Here is an 18,224-nt window from a genome sequence, read left to right as displayed (position 1 = left end):
GTCGATTCGCTGCTAACTCTCGGATAGGAACGGAGCCGCAGCTTCAATAGTTGCGCGCCGCAGCGCAGCAGGATCAGGCCCAGCGGAGAGAATTGCACGCGAAATATTTGGCAGTGCAAGCCCCTTGGATTCCCCTGCCAGACGATCTACATCGGCCGGGGTTCCACCCTGAGCTCCCACACCGGGCATGAGAATGGGACCACGCAGGTCACTGAGCACCGGGGCGTCGTCAAGCGTTGCGCCAACAACAACGCCGATGCTGCCCGCCTTTGCACCAACGTCAATCTGGCGGGCATTAATAGCGGCTGCCTGGTTGACCATGGTCTGAGCCAGACTCTCACCCGAAACCGTCGCCTTCTGTACGGACGCACCTTCCGGATTGGACGTTGCGGCCAGCACGAACAGGCCGCGTCCGTTCTCCAACGCCAACGAAACCGCCGGATCAAGAGCACCGAACCCGAGGTACGGAGATACCGTCAGTGCGTCGGCGGCTAGCGGCGAGCCATCCGATAGCCAGGCATCAGCGTATGCAGCCATCGTCGAACCGATATCGCCACGCTTGGCATCTGCAATCGACAGCGCACCGGCGTCCTTCAGATCCGCCAACGTCCGCTCCAGGACGGCAAAGCCCTTGGAACCGTAGGCTTCGAAGAACGCCACCTGGGGCTTGACGACGGCAACGATGTCACCGAACGCCTCGACGCATGTGGCGGCAAAGCGCTCTAGACCGTCAGCCGAATGCGGTAACTGCCAGGCATCCAGCAGCCCCGGGTGCGGGTCGATGCCCACGCAGAGCCGACCGCGCTCGGCGACAACCTCGCTGAGGCGATCGCCGAAACCTTTGACTGTCCGCACTGCGGAACCTTCAGCCTTCGCGGTCATGTTATGCCTGCTCCTGAGCAGCCAACTCTGCCGGGTGGAGTTCCTGCAAAGCCTTAACGCTCATCTCACCGTTGCGCAGTGCCAGAATGCCCTGCAGTGCGGCGACGGCCCCCTGAGCGGTGGTCACACAAGTTACGCCCTGGCTCACAGCAGCGGCGCGAATCTCGTATCCGTCAGAGCGTGCGCCAGCAGAACCGGACGGGGTGTTGATAATGATGTCAACCTCACCGTCGCGAATCATGTCGACGATGTCGCGCTCGTCCGTCGGTGCTTCGGAATCAGTCGTACGCTTTGCGACGACCTCACACTCAACACCGTTGCGGCGCAGCATACCGGCCGTACCCTCCGTTGCCAGGATGCGGAAGCCCATATCCGCCAGCGTGAGGATCGGGAAGACCAGAGTGCGCTTATCGCGGTTGGCCAGCGAAACGAAAATCGTGCCCTCGGTCGGCAGCTCACCGAAACCGGCCAGCTCGCCCTTGGCGAAAGCGGCACCAAAGTTGTCGGCCAGGCCCATGACTTCACCGGTGGACTTCATCTCCGGGCTCAGCAGACTGTCGAGAGCGCGGCCCTCGAAGTCGCGGAAGCGGTTGAACGGCAGGACCGCTTCCTTAACCGCGATCGGAGCGTCAGCAGGCAGAGAGCCGCCGTCGAAGTTGGACGGGATCATGCCCTCTTCGCGCAGTTCCGCGATAGTAGCGCCCATCATGACGCGGGACGCGGCCTTAGCCAGCGGAACCGAGGTTGCCTTGGAGACGAACGGTACGGTGCGAGATGCACGCGGGTTGGCCTCGATGACGTAGAGGGTCTCGTCCTTGAGTGCGTACTGAACGTTCATCAGGCCCTTGACACCGATGCCGTGTGCCAGTGCCTTGGTGGATTCACGCACCTTGTCGATGATGCCTGCAGACAGAGTCATCGGAGGCAGCGCACACGCGGAGTCACCGGAGTGAATACCGGCTTCCTCGATGTGCTCCATAACGCCGCCGAGGTAGACCTCTTCCCCATCACACAGTGCATCAACATCAATCTCGATGGCGTTGTCCAGGAAGCGGTCAACCAGTACCGGGTGCTCATTGGACAGCTCGGTAGCGCGGTTGATGTAGTCCTCCAGAGTGGCCTCATCGTAGACGATTTCCATGCCACGGCCGCCGAGGACGTAGGACGGACGGACCAGCACCGGGTAACCGATACCAGCGGCAACCTGGCGAGCTTCTGCGAAAGAGGTGGCGGTACCGAACTCCGGCGCCGGCAGCTTGGCCTCAGCCAGCACCTTGCCGAACTCACCGCGGTCCTCAGCCAGGTCGATTGCCTCTGGGCTAGTGCCGACGATCGGAACGCCTGCGGCCTGCAGACGCTCCGCCAGGCCCAGCGGGGTCTGGCCACCGAGCTGAACAATGACGCCTGCGACCTTTCCGGACTGGCTCTCAGCGTGGTAGACCTCGAGGACATCCTCGAAAGTCAACGGCTCGAAGTAGAGGCGATCTGCGGTGTCGTAGTCGGTGGACACCGTTTCCGGGTTGCAATTGACCATGACGGTCTCGTACCCAACCCGGGAGAGCTCGAGCGCCGCGTGGACACAGGAGTAGTCGAACTCAATACCCTGGCCGATGCGGTTAGGACCGGAACCGAGGATGATGACCTTTTCCTTTTCGGTCTGCGGGGCGACCTCGGACTCAGCAGCCGGGTCCAGCTCGTATGCCGAGTAGTGGTACGGAGTCTGTGCTTCGAACTCGGCGGAGCAGGTATCGACAGTCTTGAATACGGGGTGGATGTTCAGGCGCCAGCGCAGCTCGCGCACGCCGTCTTCCCCGGCCAACTCCGGACGCAGCGCAGCAATCTGGGCGTCGGACAGGCCCCAGTACTTAGCCTCACGCAGCAGGTCGGAGGTCAGCACCGGAGCGTCGATAAGCTCCTTGCGGATATCCTGCAGGTTTTCCATCTCGGCGATAAACCACGGATCCAGGCCGGAAGCTTCGTGGATCTGCTCGATGGAAGCACCCAGACGCTGAGCCAGCTCAACGTCGTAGATGCGACCTTCAGTCGGACGCTTCAGGTCCTCAAGGACAGCGTTGACATCGTTTGCGCGCTTACCTGCAAAGTCCTCATCCGGAACAGTCCAGAAACCAGCTGGCTTGTTCTCCAGCGAACGCATGACCTTACCGAGCGCGCCGATGTAGTTACGGCCGATAGCCATGGCCTCACCGACGGACTTCATGGTGGTGGTCAGCGTATCGTCAGCACCTGGGAACTTCTCGAAAGCAAAGCGTGGAGCCTTGACAATCACGTAATCCTGCACCGGCTCAAACGCTGCCGGGGTTTCACCGGTGATGTCGTTGGTGATCTCATCAAGGGTGTAGCCGATAGCCAGCTTGGCAGCAATCTTTGCAATCGGGAAACCAGTTGCCTTGGAAGCAAGCGCCGACGAGCGGGAGACGCGCGGGTTCATCTCAATGGTGATGATGCGGCCGTCATTCGGGTTGATGGCGAACTGGATGTTACAGCCACCGGTGTCAACGCCGACCTCACGCAGAATTGCGATGCCCTGGTCACGCATGGTCTGGAACTCGCGGTCGGTCAGAGTCATCGACGGAGCGACAGTCACCGAGTCACCAGTGTGGACACCGAGGGCATCAACGTTTTCAATGGAGCAGACCACGACAACGTTGTCGTCGCCATCGCGCATGAGCTCGAGCTCAAATTCCTTCCAGCCGAGGATGGACTCCTCGATCAGAACATTGGCCTCGGGCGATGCGGCCAGGCCGCCACCTGCAATACGGTCGAGGTCTTCCTGGTTGAAGGCCAGACCGGAACCCAGACCGCCCATGGTGAACGACGGGCGAACAACGACCGGAAGACCGAGCTCTGCAACAGTCTCATGGACTTCTTCCATGTTGTGGCAGACGCGGGAACGAGCGGATTCGCCACCAATCTTGGCGACGATGTCCTTGAACATCTGGCGATCCTCACCGCGCTGAATGGCCGGAATATCAGCACCAATCAGCTCGACATTGTACTTCTCCAGAATGCCCTCGCGGTCCAGCTGAATAGCTGCGTTCAGTGCAGTCTGGCCACCGAGAGTTGCCAGGACAGCGTCAATCGGGTTGCCCTCTGCAGCTTCCTTGGCCAGGATCTTTTCGATGTACTTGGTTTCAATCGGCTCGATATAGGTGGAGTCTGCGAACTCCGGGTCAGTCATAATCGTTGCCGGGTTGGAGTTGACCAGCGTGACTCTCAGGCCCTCTTCGCGCAGCACGCGGCAAGCCTGGGTGCCGGAGTAGTCGAACTCGCAGGCCTGACCGATAACAATCGGGCCGGAGCCGATAACCAGTACGTGGTTGATGTCTGTACGACGTGGCATGGTGTTAGGTCCCTTAGCCCTTTCCTACTTGTTCGAGTTTCCGGTTGCGGACTTGTTGAAATCGACCTTCTGGATCAGCGCCAGGAAGTCATCAAAGAGAGAGTGCGCATCGTGCGGGCCGGCTGCGGACTCCGGGTGGTACTGCACAGAAAAGGCCATGCCGTTCTTCAGTGCGACACCTTCCACGACGTCGTCGTTAAGGCAGGTGTGCGTAACCTCTGCCTCGCCCCACGGGGTATCGAAACTCTCGCCGGCCTTGCCTTCAAGTGCGAAACCGTGGTTCTGAGCGGTGATAAAAATACGGCCAGTGCGGTGGTCCTTCACCGGAACATTGACGCCGCGGTGACCGAAGACCAGCTTGTAGGTATTCAGGCCGAGTGCGCGACCAAGAATCTGGTTACCGAAGCAGATACCGAATAGCGGCATGCCGTCATCGAGGGCAGCCTTGGCGACCGCAACCATCTCATCAGCAGTTGCCGGGTCACCCGGGCCGTTGGACAAGAAGACACCGTCCGGCTGGTATTCCTTCTTAATATCTTCGTACGGAGTGTTAGCCGGAACAACTACGACTTCCAGGCCACGCTTAGCCAGCTCACGCGGGGTGTTGGACTTGATGCCCAGGTCGTAGGCCACAACACGTGCCTTCTTCTCCCCCTGTGGTTCCACGACATAGGCCTCATCGGTGCTGACCTCGCGAGCCAGATCCGCGCCCTTCATCGCAGGCTGAGCGCGAACGATTTCCACCAGCTTATCGACGGGCTGCTGTGCGTCCTCACCGGAGAAAATACCAGCGGCAATCGAGCCATTGTCGCGCAAATGGCGAACCAGCGCGCGGGTATCAATCTGGCGGATACCGATGATGCCCTGTGCCTTCAGTTCATCTTCCAAGCTGCGCTCCGAGCGCCAGTTGGAGGGAATGCGCGACAAATCGCGGATAATAAAGCCAGCTGCCCAAATCTTGTTTCCGCGGGACTCGTAGTCCTCATCGTTCCAACCGGTGTTGCCGATCTGTGGTGCGGTAGCCACAATCAGCTGGCGGTGGTAGGACGGGTCCGTCAGGGTTTCCTGGTAGCCCGTCATAGCGGTGGTAAAAACTGCCTCACCCAGGGTTGTACCGGTGGCGCCGAAACCGCGTCCGCGGAACACTCGGCCATCTGCCAATACCAGGACTGCCGCTGTAGCGGCCGCGGCCTGCGACTCGTTGCTCACGTTATTGCCTTTCAGTTGGGTAGCGTGCGAGGAATTTACATTAATCATACGGGACGCATGTGAATGTTTATGCGTTGACATGAATATTATCCAGCGACCTCTCCGTTAAGAGCGGTCACCTTACCGCGCAGCACGGTAGCTGCCACGGACACGGCCATCTCCATTTCCTCATATGGAGTGTTCTCAGACTTCGACGCCAGGTCTTCACCGCGGACCGTCCACTTTTTGCCCGGGTCAACAACGGTCAGGTTGGCAGGCTCACCGACAGCAATCGGACGGCCGTGCCCCGGTAGCTTCACGATTTGAGCGGGACGCTCACTCATGACCTTGGCCAGCCAGCGCCAATCACAATCGCCCTTCAAAACGAACTCTTCGGCGATGATTGGCATCGAGGTCTCCAGACCAAGCATGCCGGGCTTAGCGTGCTCGAACTCGCAGCACTTTTCTTCAGAGCCGTGCGGAGCGTGGTCGGTAGCGACACAGTCAATGATCCCGTCAATCAGAGCCTGACGCAGAGCCAGGGTGTCGCGCTGCTCGCGCAGCGGCGGATTGACGCGGTAGACGCCGTCGTAGGTCTCCAACTTCTCATCGGTGAGAATCAGGTGATGCGGGGTAACCTCGGCGGTCAGCGGAATATCATGCTCCTTTGCCCACTTGACCAGCTCAACCGTGCCTTCGGTGGAAGCGTGGCAGATGTGCATGCGTCCGCCGTAGTCGCGAGCCATAATGGCATCTCGGGCCACGATGGACTCCTCAGCTACGCGCGGCCACCCGGTCAGGCCGAGTCGTGCGGCGGTCGGACCTTCGTGAGCCGATGCATCTGCGGTCAGACGCGGATCTTCGCAGTGCTGCGCAAGCAATACGTCTTCGCCGCGGGCGTATTCAATCGCGCGGCGCATAATCAGCGGATTATCAACGCACTTACCGTCATCGGAGAACATGCGTACCTTCGCCTGCGAGTCTGCCATCATGCCGAACTCAGTCAGCGTCTCGCCCTTCAGCCCCTTAGTAATGGATCCGACCGGGTGAACGTCGCAGAGGTTCAGCGCCTGGCCCTTGAGCCACACCGACTCAGCAATCGAGGGGTCATCGGTTACCGGCGCGGTATTGGCCATAGTGAACACTGCGGTGAAACCACCGCGTGCTGCGGCGGCGGAACCAGTGGCCAGGGTTTCCGTATCTTCACGGCCCGGCTCGCGCAGGTGCACATGGATGTCAACCAGGCCTGGCAAGAGAACGAGGGAGTCGAACTCCAGGACCTCTACCCCGTCCTCGGCCGTGAGATTTTCACCAATCTCAGCGATGACGCCATCTTCAATCAGAACGTCGACATCTTCGCCTTCACCGTAGGGACGCACGCCCTTCAGCAGCAGCTGTCCCCTCGCGGACGCTGCCAGCGGTCCTACCTCGGGGTACGAGGCTTCGTCATACTCATTGCGATTCGACATTTATGCCTGCCCTTCCAAGTTGGCGGAAACACCTGAGGTCAGCAGTGTGAAAAGAACTGCCATGCGGACGTGGACACCGTTGGCTACCTGCTGCAGCACGGCAGTGCGCGGCAAATCAGCGACGGCATCGTTAATTTCCATGCCACGAAGCATCGGGCCTGGGTGCATCACAATGCAGTCGTCGCGAAGCATCTTCTCGCGAGCCTTCGACATCCCGTAGCGAGTGGCGTATTCGCGATGAGATGGGAAGAAGCCTCCGTTCATGCGCTCCTGCTGAACGCGGAGCATCATCACGGCATCAGCATCGCGGATCTCGTCTTCCATGCGGTAGGCAACACGCACCGGCCAGGTCTCGATGCCAAACGGCAGCAGCGTCGGTGGCGCGACGAAGACGACCTCGGCGCCGAGCTTGCTTAGCAGATCGGCGTTAGAGCGAGCGACGCGAGAGTGCAAAATATCGCCAACGATGACGACCTTGCGCCCCTCAATTCCACCGAGGCGCTGACGCAACGTCACCGCGTCCAGGAGAGCCTGCGTCGGGTGCTGGTGCTTTCCGTCACCCGCGTTGATGATCGATGGGCCGTTGCCAAATTCCTCAGTCCACTTGGCGATCAGCTGTGCCGCGCCCGACGATGGGTGCCTAACGACGATGGCATCGCCGCCGATAGCATCCAAAGTCAGCGCGGTGTCTTTCAGACTTTCGCCTTTCTTCACAGAGGAAGAGGAAGCCGAGATATTAATAACATCGGCGCTCATCCACTTACCCGCAGTCTCAAAAGAAGAGCGGGTACGCGTGGAGTTCTCGTAAAAGAGGTTGTAAATAGTGCGGCCGCGCAGGGTCGGCAGCTTCTTAATTTCCCGACCGCGGATGACCTCCTTGAAACGATCGGCCTCATCCATCAGGCCGACAACTTCATCCTTGGTCAAATCCGCAATGCTAATCAGGTGTTTCACTGTTCCTCCGCCCGGGTGAGAATAACCGCGTCACGGCCGTCAAGTGCCTCTACCAGCACATCGACGTCTTCGTCGCGGGAAGTTGGCAGATTCTTACCGACGTAATCGGCGCGAATTGGTAGTTGACGATGACCACGATCAACCAGCACTGCAAGCTGAATTACTCGCGGGCGACCGATGTCAGCAATAGCGTCGAGTGCGGCACGAATTGTGCGACCTGAGAAGAGGACATCGTCTACGAGAACAACGGTGGTGCCGTCGATTCCGGAGTTTGGAATGTTCGTGGGCTGCAGGGCGCGGTGCGGGCCCTTGCGCAAGTCATCCCTGTACAGGGTGATATCAAGCGATCCAGTTTCCGGGCGAATGCCGGAGAACTGTTCAATCAAATCGGCTAGCTTCTCCGCCAGCGGTACGCCACCAGATGGAATACCGAGGAGAACTACGCGCCCAGCATTTGGGCTATCCAGCGCAGTTTTTTCAATAATTTGGTGCGCGATGCGCGCGATGGTACGTGCAACTTCGTCTGCATTGAGCAGCTCGGTTGTTTGCGGCGTTCCTTCGCTCATCGTGACCTCCTTCCCCGCCTCTCAGTGCGGTCCGTTAAAGGATGTCTTGATTGTGGATATTTGATTATCAGTTTGCGTGACCCGCAACTACGGGCGCGGTGCAAACTTCCGCTGACCAGAATAGCACTCACATTTAAATTGCCTCTAAATGCAACAAAACTCCAAGCCCCCAAAAAAGGGACTTGGAGTTTCAGACAATCCGCGAGAACCGACTGCGATCGGCTCGCAGTGAGCCCGGCCGCTTTGATTGGCTAGGACCCGTTCTCGCTCTTAGCCACGTCTTCAGCCACCAGCTTGGCAATATCGCTCATGTCCAGGCCGGTAATCTTAGCCATCTCATCGGAGTCAGCCAGTGCCTTGTCAGCTTCCTCATTTGCAGCAGCCTGTGCCTGAATAGCCTCGTCGAACTGGGACTCGCCCACCGAAGTGCTAACAGCTGCTGCTGCCAGGCGTGCCTGGTCGGCAATCTTGGCCTCGGCATCGAGAACTGCGTTGATGTACGGTGCCGCCACATCAGTGGAGTATTCCGATGCCAGCTCAACGCCTTCCACCACGGCCACACGCGGAGGCACGTCGGAGTTGTAGAACAGCTCCCAGGTGGAAAGACGCAAAATAGCACGGTCGACTGCCGGTAGGCGACGCAGCGGCCACTCCTCCGTCAGGTACGAAGAAATCGTCGAGTCGATACCGATAATTTCCGCAGCTACACCGCGCACGATCTGCTCGGTGTACTCCGCAATTGGATTCACATCCAGATCGGGATTACGGACCATTTCCAGCCGCTCTTCAAGAAGCTTGACGACGTCGACGCCTCGCTGCTCGGCCTCAAATAGCAGATCTACCGCACGACGGCGCGCACGGTAGCGCGCGCCGTGGCGCTTGTAGTTAGGTTCGCGAACTTTCGCGGACTCCTGCGCATCCGGGGTCTCGACGGACTTGTGATCCTTTTCAGTCATGGATGTGTATGTATCGCTCTCAACAAAAGGGTGAACTAGATGAGGGAATTAGTGGTTGACGCGGGACAGGTAGGAGCCGTCACGGGTGTCGACCTTCAGTACGTCGCCGGTTTCGATGAACAGCGGCACCTGAATCTCAGCGCCAGTCTCCAAAGTTGCCGGCTTGGTGCCACCGGTGGAGCGGTCGCCCTGCAGACCCGGGTCGGTCTGCTCAACCTTCAGTTCAACCGAAACAGGCATTTCAGCGAAAAGAACGTTGCCCTCATGGAAGGACACCTGGCAGGTGGTTTCCGGAAGCAGGAACTTAGCACCCTCCGGCATCTGAGCGTCCAGGATGGAAATCTGGTCGTAGGTCTTGTCATCCATGAAGACGTATCCTTCACCGTCGTGGTACAGGTACGTCATGTCGCGGCGGTCGACGGTAGCAGTCTCAATCTTGACGCCAGCGTTGAAAGTCTTGTCAACAACCTTGCCGGTCAGAACGTCCTTCAGCTTGGTGCGGACGAATGCCGGACCCTTACCTGGCTTGACGTGCTGGAACTCCACGATCTGCTGAAGCTTATTGTCGTGCTTGATAACTAGACCGTTTTTAAAATCTGCGGTGGTAGCCAACTAAACTCTCCTGAAATTGTTAAAAAGCTCTCTGACGAAACCACGATACTCCGTATCTCATCGAGAGAAAAATAAAACGCCGTGATGTTAGGCTCGCGGTTTCGGCAGCTGCGTAATAATTTCCGGCTCGTTGTCCGTGATAATCAACGTATCTTCGATGCGCACACCGCCGAACCCCGGCACATAGATACCAGGCTCGATGGTCAACGTCATGCCAGCTGCCAACTTCCCCTTGCCAGTGCGAGCAGCAAATGGAGCCTCATGCACCTCAATACCGATTCCGTGGCCGGTGGAATGAACGAAGTGCTCCCCATAACCAGCCTTTTCAATAATGTTCCGGCATGCTGCGTCAACAGTCACAACATCAGCCCCTGGCACGGCCGCTTTTACGCCAGCCAGCTGGGCTTCCAGCACGACATTGTAAATCTCTCGGGCCTTCTCGTCTGCGAACTCCACCCCGGCAACAATCGCGCCGTCCAAATCTGACGACGTATTGTTCGGATCGTTTTCGCTTGACGACGTTCCCGCCTCACCGGCAAAGAGGGTACGTGTCATATCTGAGTTGTAGCCCCCGGCAAAGGCGCCAAAGTCAATAGTGACCAGGTCACCTGCCTCGATTACGCGATCTTCCGCTCCGTGGTGTGGCTTGGCGGAATTCGGGCCGCTCGCGACAATCGTGTCGAAGCTTGGCCGATCGGCGCCATGCATGCGCATGCGGTACTCCAACTCTGCGGCGACTTCGCGCTCCGTGCGGCCGGCGACCACGATGCCGTCGTGAAGCAAGTCCTCGAATGCGCGGACCGCGATGTCGGCGACGTGGCGCAGAGCGACGAGTTCCGTATCGGACTTGACCTCCCGCAGTTTAGAGACGACGCCCGTAGTCGATACCAGCTCGAGTGCCTGTGGCCGGGCATCCTCTAGCTCTTGGTAAGCGGCCATAGTGAGGAACTCAGATTCAACACCAAGACGCGAGATATCCAGCTTTCGGCATTGACCGACGAGTGCCACGCCGGTGTTGCGAGCGGTGAGTAACTCCACGTCCGGTGCCTGTTTGCCAGCCTGAACCGTATAGCGGCCGTCGGTGGAAAGCAGCGCTTCCCCACTGGCCGCAACAATCAAACCAGCATTCGAGCCGTGGAATCCCGTAAGCCAGCCAACATGCGTCGGGTCGACTGTGAGGAAACCGTCGCAGTCGTTGTCGGACAATGCGTCGATAAGAGCAGCTCGGCGGGCGGCGTAGTTCGTGGAGATATCTGTCATAGTGTCGTACTCACCCTTCTCAGTGCCATGGAATAGCCATCAGTTCCGCACCCGACGATAACGCCCGCGGCAAGCGCTGACAGGTACGAGTGGTGCCGAAACTCCTCCCGGGCGTGAATGTTTGAAATATGGACCTCGTGGAAGCCCGCACCGTCGGCAACTTCGGCAAGCGCGTCACGCAGGGCGACGGAGGTGTGTGTCAACCCTCCTGGATTGATAATGACTGGCCAACCGTAGTCGGCAGCTTCATGAACCCACTCGATGAGTTGACCTTCATAGTTGGATTGGCGGCAATCCACTACGACGCCAAGCTCTTTGGCCAGGGTGCGAAGTTCAGATTCGACATCGGCTAAAGTAGTGGCTCCGTAAATTTCTGGCTGACGCTTGCCCAGTCGGTCGAGGTTCGGGCCGTTCAGAACAAGCACGGTCGGAATCGCCGCTGTGGCATCCGTTGCTGCGCGAAGAGAGGTCATGAGCGGGTTGACTCCTCCGATGCGGCCTGCCCATTGTTGCAGAGCAGTTCGTACGCACGCTCGAGGTCATCCATGCCCGGGCCTTCAAGACGGGCTGTTTCACCGGGGTTTTCTAGAATAACGAATCGGATCGCACCGTCGCGGTTCTTCTTATCCCTGGTCATCGCATCGTAGAGCTCGGTAAAACGACCTGTCTGGTAGGTCGTTGGCAGACCAATGGACTCTAGGATGCGACGGTGGCGGTCTACGAGTTCCTGATCAATATGTCCGGTGATCTTGGCCAGCTCGGCAACATAAACCATGCCTACAGCTACGGCATGGCCATGGCGCCAGCGGTAGTTTTCAAAGTGCTCAACGGCATGACCGAAAGTGTGGCCATAGTTCAGGATCTCACGGAGGCCAGATTCCTTCAGATCCTCAGCGACAACGCGTGCCTTGACAGCAATCGCGCGCTCGACCAGTTCTGGCAGGTCACCGTCAACATCGAGGCAGGCCTGCGGGTTTGCCTCGTAAAGATCGAGAATCTTCGTGTCCGCGATAAATCCAGCCTTGATAATCTCTGCCGAGCCCGCGATTAGCTCGGCCTTCGGCAAGGTGCGCAGGACATCAAGGTCACAGAACACCGCGGCAGGCTCGTGGAAAGCGCCGACCAGGTTCTTGCCGGCTGCAGTGTTGATACCGGTCTTACCGCCGACAGCTGCGTCGACCATGCCGAGCAGCGTCGTCGGGACCTGGATAACCTTCACTCCACGCATCCACGCGGCGGCGACGAATCCACCGAAGTCTGTAGCTGCACCGCCGCCAATCGCGATTACCGCGTCACGCCGGCCCAGACCGCGTTCACCAAAAGTGTCCCAAACTGTTTCAGCAACTGCGAGCGTCTTGCCCTCCTCCGCATCCGGAACCTGGATGCTAAAGGCGTCGACTCCTTTGTCCGCCAGAGCCTTGATGACGCCGAAGCTCAGCTCTTGAACGCTCTCCTGGTGAATCACCGCAACCTGGGAGGCAAACGTAGCGGCCTCCGCAATCTGCTCGGTGAGTCCATGCCCCATGGTCACCGTGTACGGGGATGGGCCTTCAACACGGATTGTGCGGGTTGAGTTCATTGTCAGTCCCTAGTCGTTAGCGTAAGAAATGTATGGAGTTGCTGGTTATACGGCAGTGATTAGCTGCCCCCTTTTAAGAGTCGCCAGTTAAGCCTCGTCGCAGGTTTCATCGAGGTAGCTGAGGATCTCGGCCACAACGCGCTGCGGGGAACGTTCGTCGGAACGCACCTTGAAAGTGGCTGCATCTTCGTAAAAAGCTCGGCGAGCCTCATAGAGCGCGCGGTAATGAGCCTCAGGGTCATCCGCCTGGAGCACCGGGCGCGAATTGTTACCCGCTGTACGACGGACCCCCTCTGCAATGCTGATCTCGAGGTAGACGACGTTATGGTCTGCCAGCAGGTCACGGGTCGCCTGCGAAATCACGGCACCACCGCCAAGTGAGACGATTCCGTCGTGGGTCAGAGCCTCCGCCACGATTTGTTCCTCGATACGGCGGAATTCCGGCTCTCCCAGCTCGGAAAAGACTTCCCCACAAGTCTTGCCCATGCGCTGTTCAATCATCTCATCGGTATCGGTGAGTCTTGTGCTCAATGCACGAGACAGTCGACGACCGATGGTGGACTTTCCCGATCCGGGCGGTCCGACAAGGACAATAGTAGGAACGGACATTCCCCTCGTTTTACCCTTCTTCGTGTGCGCGACTGTGGCGCTATTTCCAATCAAGGCGACGTCGAGTCTGCTCCAAGTAGCCCTCAACGTTACGCTTGGTTTCCTCCAGGCTATCGCCGCCGAACTTTTCCATCACTGCACGCGCCAGTACCAGCGCGACCATTGCCTCTGCGACAACACCGCCGGCCGGGACCGCGCAGACATCAGAGCGCTGGTGGATTGCGGTAGCTGCATCGCCGCTGGCCATATCGACGGTCTTCAGCGCACGCGGAACGGTCGAAATTGGTTTCATCGCAGCACGCACAACGAGAGGTTGAGCATTAGTCATGCCACCCTCCAGGCCACCGGCGCGGTTAGTTTCCCGATTCACGCCGTCGTCGGTGCGCACCATTTCATCGTGAGCCTCGGTGCCACGGCGACGGGCTTCCTCAAAACCGTCGCCGATCTCCACGCCCTTGACGGACTGAATTCCCATCAAGGCAGCCGCAAGCTGCGAATCCAGACGGGCATCACCGGAAATGTGCGATCCCAGACCCACCGGCAGACCGTGGACAACGACCTCGACGATGCCACCGAGGGTGTCGCCCTGCTTCTTGGCGGCCTTGATTTCGTCAATCATCGACTCCTCCGCAGCTGCGGAGAATGCACGCACTGGCGACTCGTCAATCTTGTCCTGATCAGCGAAGGTCGGCAGTGGCCCCTCGTAGGGCTCCGAACGACCGATGGAAATAACGTGGCTGACAACTTCCACACCGAGAGTCTCACGCAGAATTGAGCGTGCCACAACTGATGCCGCCACACGTGCTGCGGTCTCACGAGCCGATGAACGCTCCAGGATGTTTCGAGCATCGGTGTGGTTGTACTTCAGCATGCCGTTGAAATCGGCATGCCCCGGGCGCGGGCGGGTTAAGGTGGCGCCACGAGCTGTATCCAAAACAACTGGGTCAACTGGATCCGGGCTCATGACCTCAGTCCACTTGGGCCATTCGGAGTTGCCGACCATAATGCCAATCGGCGATCCCAGCGTCTCACCATGTCGAATGCCAGTCAGCAGGGTGACCTCATCAGCCTCAAACTTCATTCGCGCCCCGCGACCATAGCCGAGGCGGCGGCGTGCGAGGTGGCGTGATACGTCATCTGTAGTCAGGGGAAGTCCGGCTGGCGCGCCTTCTACGAGAGCGATAAGCGCTTTGCCGTGAGATTCACCCGCGGTAGTCCAACGAAGCATAGGTATCATAATGTCACGTTTGCCGTACTTCTTGTGCATTTGGGGGCATACAAGTTTCAAATATGCCCCAATTCATCGCCCCTGGTCTACCGCTTCAGGGGACTTGTAGGTACCCTCCGCTTATCCCCCACACAATGGCGGTTGCTGCAAGCATCGCAGGCCCATGAGGCACGCTCGCCGGTACAGGCGCTGTTTTTGCTTTACGACGGTCACCCCAGCCCCGCTTTCCCGCGGTGACTCCTGCCATGAGGAGAGTGAGTCCGGCAGCCAACAGAATTGCCACTGCAATCCAAATTGCTGTCGCCACTGGCTCGCCCGATACCAGACCGACACCGCCCCCGAGAATTGCTGCGAGCTTCACATCTCCAGCCCCCATAGAGCGTGGGTTGAAGATGAAGACTGCTACATAGAGGCCAAACCAGAGGCCTATTCCTGTTCCTATGGCTGCGACTGCACTGGCGAGATTGTCAGCCAAGGTGCTCTTTTGCTGGAGCACCATTCCAGTGGTTGCTATCAGACCCACTGCCCCTAGCACTAACCACCAGTTCGGTAGTCTTCGCCGAGTCACATCCAACCAGCAGCCAATACCGCCCCAGCCGAGTACAAGCATCACGACTAGGAAATAGAAAACCTGGTCAAGGTAGACCGGGTCAATCCTGTGCTGTCCAATCGGAGACAGCCCTATCTCAGTTATTCCCCACCCCATAACTTTGGGATTGTAACGGTTGTGAGCTAGTTCGGCAGCGCTGCACGCATCGCCTCGACATCGGGAGTGCGTCCAGTAAACTGCTCAAACTGTCCCACCGCTTGATGTAGCAACATGGACAATCCACCGACCGCCTGTGTCCCTCCGCGTTCCGCTGCTTTCACAAGTGGGGTTGGCCAGGGATTGTAAATGACGTCGAGAATCTTCGGTGCTCGAGCGAGGTAGCCAGCAACCAACTCAATTGCGGCTGACGGCACCGTAGAGACCAGCACGTCGGCATTACCAGCAATATCTGCCAGGTTTGGAACATCAAAAGTCACCCAAACAAATTCCATCCCCAGCGCGGCAGCTAATGGTTCAATGTCATATGCGCGCTCGGAGCGCGCTACCACGGTCACATGATTGACCCCCAGCTGCGACAGCGCCCAAAGTGCCGGCCGTGCTGTGCCACCGGCACCAACAACAACGGCGCGGCCACGTGGTGCGGTCGTGCAGTCTATCTCGCGCAGTGCTCCCAGTACGCCGTCGCCATCGGTGTTGTCGGCAAACCAGCCCGAATCACGACGGACCAGGGTGTTCGCTGAACCAATGAGCCGCGCGCGCTCACTGACTTCATCGGCGAAGTCCAGCGCGGCAAACTTGCCGGGCATCGTGACGGAAAACCCCTGGAAACTGGGGTCTGCGCCACCAACGACGTCGGCAAGTTCTTCGGCGTTGCATCGGATGCGGTCATAGTACCAGTCATTCATTCCCGCAGCGCGGTAACCGGCGTTGTGAATAGCCGGCGAGTACGAGTGATCAATCGGATCTCCCAGGACGGCTGCGCGATGAGTTATAGGCATAGGAGTTCTACCTCTTAGCGGTTGGAATCCAGCACGCCATTGTTGCGTGACTCGTCGATAGCGGCCTCGTGCTCTTCGAAGGTCGTGCTAAAGACAGTATTTCCTTCCTTGTCCACCGTGACAAAGTACAGCCAGGTGCCGTCAGCCGGATTTTCCATGGCACGAATCGCCTCGATGGAGGGCGAAGCAATGGGGGTTTCCGGCAGCCCCTCCTTGGCGTAGGTGTTCCACGCGGTCTTTCGCGCGCGGTCCTCATCCGTGGTTGCGATTTCCTGATCTGGCAGGTCGTAGTTGACTGTCGAGTCGAACTGCAGCTGCATCGGTTCGTCGAGACGGTTGAGAATAACGCGAGCGACCTTATCGAAGTCGCCATCTGGCGCCTCCATCTGGATCAAAGAAGCTGCGGTAAGAAGCTCGTATGGAGTAAGACCAACCATGTCCGCTGAAGCCATGAGACCCGTGTCCTCATAATTCTTCACCGATTCCTTGACCAATTTTGCCAGCATCTGTTCGGGCGTCTGCTGCGGGTCAAGGTGATGAATACCCGGCGTAATGAGTCCCTCAAGACGACGAGGGTCGTTGCCACGCGCAGCTACCGCGTCCCGTGCCCATTCTGGAACACCCAGCGCGGCCAAATCGGCCTCGCCAGCAGCACGTTCGAGATCGGCCTTGGATACGCAGTCATTGTCCTCAACACAAGTGGCCTCAGAAAGAAGCGAGAAAATTCCCTTACGTACATCCGATGAGGACACAATGCGGGTATCGGCGAAACGGGCGCCAGTCGGAATGTCAACGGTACCGACCTGATTTTCGACATCCAGAAGAGCCTCGACGGTCTCGTCGGCCTTCATCCGCTGATGGAGTCGGTAGAAACCAGGCTGCAATTCACTTGCATGAGAGTTCTCATTCGCGGCCTGGATGAACGCACGGGAAGACTTGACGACGCCGCTTTCCACCAACTGGTTGGACAAATCAGTAAGTGACGTGCCTTCACTGACCTCAACAATCGTCAATGGACCCTCAGCTTTGCCATCGTAATCGTCAACAATGCCGCCACGATTCCAGACGAGGCCAATCACTCCGAGGACCAACACGCATAACAGGACAGAAGTCACATTGATTGCCACTGCCGTTTGGCGGTGACGAACTCGAGGCTTTGCCCCACCGCTGCGAGCACCAGCGCGGTCCCGGTCGGCACCGCCGCTATCAGTGCGGCGCGCAGTCTGCGCGTCTTTACTCATCAATAATCTCCTCGAATGCAGCTCACTCTCCCATCGGTATCAGCAAGGAGTCTTCCCATTCGGGTACGACACGCGACTGATAACGACTGGTGCGACATAGCTTTACGACGAAGTCGTAGCACTAGGTTGCATTGTAGGTGTGAATCGCCACTTCAACTTTTCAAATCCTATGCACGCGACAAACGTGCTTAGGTATTACACACTTAATAATTGCGCAAAGGTGGGTGAATTGTCACCTTTCGGTAACTTTTGTGTGCCCCTACTCGGTATTTTCGTCCAAAGCTTTTGCCCGTCTGTCCAACCAGGACTGCAGAATTTCTACTGCCGCAGCCTGGTCAATAATCTTCCGACCGGACTTAACATCAATACCTGCTGCGTGCAGTCGTGATTGGGCCATTACCGTCGTCATCCGCTCGTCGGCGTAATGCACTACGACTCGATCACCGAGTCGGCGCTGCAGCCGGAATCCAACGTCAGTAGCTTTCCGCGCAGAAGTCCCGAACGAGCCGTCGAGCATAAGGGGCATGCCGACAACAATCTCGACGACCTCAAGTTCAGTGGCAAGTTCCACGAGCCGGTCAATATCCGGCCCGTCAGGATCTTTTCGCCCGGTTGCTCGAGTGACTGTTTCAACCGGGGTCGCCAGGATACAGTCGGGGTCAGAGACCGCGACGCCAACGCGGACATCGCCGACGTCGATTCCGAGCCGTCGACCCCGACCGGGATCATCCTGACCGGGGGTATCAATACGGGGCTTAGCCATTGTTTACT

General features: G+C 58.4%; 16 protein-coding genes and 1 pseudogene. All 17 read right to left on the bottom strand.

Going from position 1 to position 18,224, the window contains the following annotated elements; genetic code table 11:
* Positions 1 to 12: 12 nt before the first annotated feature.
* On the bottom strand, positions 13 to 882 hold the full coding sequence (gene pyrF, locus QP981_RS08090; RefSeq protein WP_284857770.1) for an orotidine-5'-phosphate decarboxylase: 870 nt from the start codon (positions 880 to 882) through the stop codon (positions 13 to 15).
* 1 nt (position 883) lies between these two features.
* Positions 884 to 4,243, bottom strand: coding sequence for a carbamoyl-phosphate synthase large subunit (gene carB, locus QP981_RS08085; RefSeq protein ID WP_284857771.1), 3,360 nt, complete (start codon positions 4,241 to 4,243; stop codon positions 884 to 886).
* Positions 4,244 to 4,267: 24 nt separating this feature from the next.
* On the bottom strand, positions 4,268 to 5,500 hold the full coding sequence (gene carA, locus QP981_RS08080) for a glutamine-hydrolyzing carbamoyl-phosphate synthase small subunit (protein ID WP_255465687.1): 1,233 nt from the start codon (positions 5,498 to 5,500) through the stop codon (positions 4,268 to 4,270).
* Between the two features lie 38 nt (positions 5,501 to 5,538).
* The gene (locus QP981_RS08075) at positions 5,539 to 6,900 is read right to left on the bottom strand and encodes a dihydroorotase (RefSeq protein WP_049193729.1); all 1,362 of its coding nucleotides are present in this window, start codon (positions 6,898 to 6,900) and stop codon (positions 5,539 to 5,541) included.
* Positions 6,901 to 7,854 carry an aspartate carbamoyltransferase catalytic subunit gene (locus QP981_RS08070; protein ID WP_284857772.1) on the bottom strand — a complete coding sequence of 318 codons (954 nt, stop codon included), beginning with the start codon at positions 7,852 to 7,854 and terminating at the stop codon, positions 6,901 to 6,903.
* Positions 7,851 to 8,420, bottom strand: a complete 570-nt coding sequence (gene pyrR, locus QP981_RS08065; RefSeq protein WP_016422708.1) for a bifunctional pyr operon transcriptional regulator/uracil phosphoribosyltransferase PyrR — start codon at positions 8,418 to 8,420, stop codon at positions 7,851 to 7,853. Before pyrR ends, QP981_RS08070 begins: the two co-directional genes overlap by 4 nt.
* A 434-nt stretch (positions 8,421 to 8,854) precedes the next feature.
* Positions 8,855 to 9,376, bottom strand: a pseudogene (nusB, locus tag QP981_RS08060) (transcription antitermination factor NusB); the annotation flags it as partial.
* Positions 9,377 to 9,424: 48 nt separating this feature from the next.
* A complete protein-coding gene (gene efp / locus QP981_RS08055; protein WP_016422706.1) occupies positions 9,425 to 9,988 on the bottom strand; it encodes an elongation factor P in 564 nt (187 codons plus the stop codon).
* An 87-nt stretch (positions 9,989 to 10,075) separates the two neighbouring features.
* The gene (locus QP981_RS08050) at positions 10,076 to 11,248 is read right to left on the bottom strand and encodes a M24 family metallopeptidase (RefSeq protein ID WP_284857773.1); all 1,173 of its coding nucleotides are present in this window, start codon (positions 11,246 to 11,248) and stop codon (positions 10,076 to 10,078) included.
* Positions 11,245 to 11,721 carry a type II 3-dehydroquinate dehydratase gene (gene aroQ, locus QP981_RS08045; RefSeq protein WP_070602576.1) on the bottom strand — a complete coding sequence of 159 codons (477 nt, stop codon included), beginning with the start codon at positions 11,719 to 11,721 and terminating at the stop codon, positions 11,245 to 11,247. Before aroQ ends, QP981_RS08050 begins: the two co-directional genes overlap by 4 nt.
* A complete protein-coding gene (gene aroB / locus QP981_RS08040) occupies positions 11,718 to 12,827 on the bottom strand; it encodes a 3-dehydroquinate synthase (protein WP_070602574.1) in 1,110 nt (369 codons plus the stop codon). The genes aroQ and aroB overlap by 4 nt, the downstream gene beginning before the upstream one ends.
* Before the next feature lie 87 nt (positions 12,828 to 12,914).
* Positions 12,915 to 13,436, bottom strand: a complete 522-nt coding sequence (locus QP981_RS08035; RefSeq protein WP_048731844.1) for a shikimate kinase — start codon at positions 13,434 to 13,436, stop codon at positions 12,915 to 12,917.
* A gap of 40 nt (positions 13,437 to 13,476) precedes the next feature.
* A complete protein-coding gene (aroC, locus tag QP981_RS08030) occupies positions 13,477 to 14,664 on the bottom strand; it encodes a chorismate synthase (protein WP_284797282.1) in 1,188 nt (395 codons plus the stop codon).
* A 94-nt stretch (positions 14,665 to 14,758) separates the two neighbouring features.
* The gene (locus tag QP981_RS08025; RefSeq protein ID WP_284857774.1) at positions 14,759 to 15,370 is read right to left on the bottom strand and encodes a prepilin peptidase; all 612 of its coding nucleotides are present in this window, start codon (positions 15,368 to 15,370) and stop codon (positions 14,759 to 14,761) included.
* A 26-nt stretch (positions 15,371 to 15,396) separates the two neighbouring features.
* The gene (locus QP981_RS08020; RefSeq protein WP_284857775.1) at positions 15,397 to 16,212 is read right to left on the bottom strand and encodes a shikimate dehydrogenase; all 816 of its coding nucleotides are present in this window, start codon (positions 16,210 to 16,212) and stop codon (positions 15,397 to 15,399) included.
* A 14-nt stretch (positions 16,213 to 16,226) separates the two neighbouring features.
* On the bottom strand, positions 16,227 to 17,453 hold the full coding sequence (gene mltG, locus QP981_RS08015) for an endolytic transglycosylase MltG (RefSeq protein ID WP_284857776.1): 1,227 nt from the start codon (positions 17,451 to 17,453) through the stop codon (positions 16,227 to 16,229).
* A 259-nt stretch (positions 17,454 to 17,712) separates the two neighbouring features.
* On the bottom strand, positions 17,713 to 18,216 hold the full coding sequence (gene ruvX / locus QP981_RS08010) for a Holliday junction resolvase RuvX (RefSeq protein ID WP_049193736.1): 504 nt from the start codon (positions 18,214 to 18,216) through the stop codon (positions 17,713 to 17,715).
* Positions 18,217 to 18,224 lie beyond the last annotated feature (8 nt).

It is taken from the genome of Corynebacterium sp. MSK047, assembly GCF_030232285.1.
Taxonomy (GTDB): domain Bacteria; phylum Actinomycetota; class Actinomycetes; order Mycobacteriales; family Mycobacteriaceae; genus Corynebacterium; species Corynebacterium jeikeium_D.
This window is presented reverse-complemented; position numbering and strand designations above follow the sequence as displayed.

Bases quoted from the DNA above. Each gene is read 5' to 3' on its own strand.
- mltG (WP_284857776.1), bottom strand. From the start codon at position 17,453: ATGAGTAAAGACGCGCAGACTGCGCGCCGCACTGATAGCGGCGGTGCC.
- pyrF (WP_284857770.1), bottom strand. From the start codon at position 882: ATGACCGCGAAGGCTGAAGGTTCCGCAGTGCGGACAGTCAAAGGTTTC.
- QP981_RS08035 (WP_048731844.1), bottom strand. From the start codon at position 13,436: ATGTCCGTTCCTACTATTGTCCTTGTCGGACCGCCCGGATCGGGAAAG.
- QP981_RS08050 (WP_284857773.1), bottom strand. From the start codon at position 11,248: ATGACAGATATCTCCACGAACTACGCCGCCCGCCGAGCTGCTCTTATC.
- QP981_RS08075 (WP_049193729.1), bottom strand. From the start codon at position 6,900: ATGTCGAATCGCAATGAGTATGACGAAGCCTCGTACCCCGAGGTAGGA.
- pyrR (WP_016422708.1), bottom strand. From the start codon at position 8,420: ATGAGCGAAGGAACGCCGCAAACAACCGAGCTGCTCAATGCAGACGAA.
- carA (WP_255465687.1), bottom strand. From the start codon at position 5,500: ATGATTAATGTAAATTCCTCGCACGCTACCCAACTGAAAGGCAATAAC.
- aroQ (WP_070602576.1), bottom strand. From the start codon at position 11,721: ATGACCTCTCTTCGCGCAGCAACGGATGCCACAGCGGCGATTCCGACC.
- aroC (WP_284797282.1), bottom strand. From the start codon at position 14,664: ATGCTTCGTTGGACTACCGCGGGTGAATCTCACGGCAAAGCGCTTATC.
- ruvX (WP_049193736.1), bottom strand. From the start codon at position 18,216: ATGGCTAAGCCCCGTATTGATACCCCCGGTCAGGATGATCCCGGTCGG.
- QP981_RS08025 (WP_284857774.1), bottom strand. From the start codon at position 15,370: ATGGGGTGGGGAATAACTGAGATAGGGCTGTCTCCGATTGGACAGCAC.
- QP981_RS08020 (WP_284857775.1), bottom strand. From the start codon at position 16,212: ATGCCTATAACTCATCGCGCAGCCGTCCTGGGAGATCCGATTGATCAC.
- aroB (WP_070602574.1), bottom strand. From the start codon at position 12,827: ATGAACTCAACCCGCACAATCCGTGTTGAAGGCCCATCCCCGTACACG.
- carB (WP_284857771.1), bottom strand. From the start codon at position 4,243: ATGCCACGTCGTACAGACATCAACCACGTACTGGTTATCGGCTCCGGC.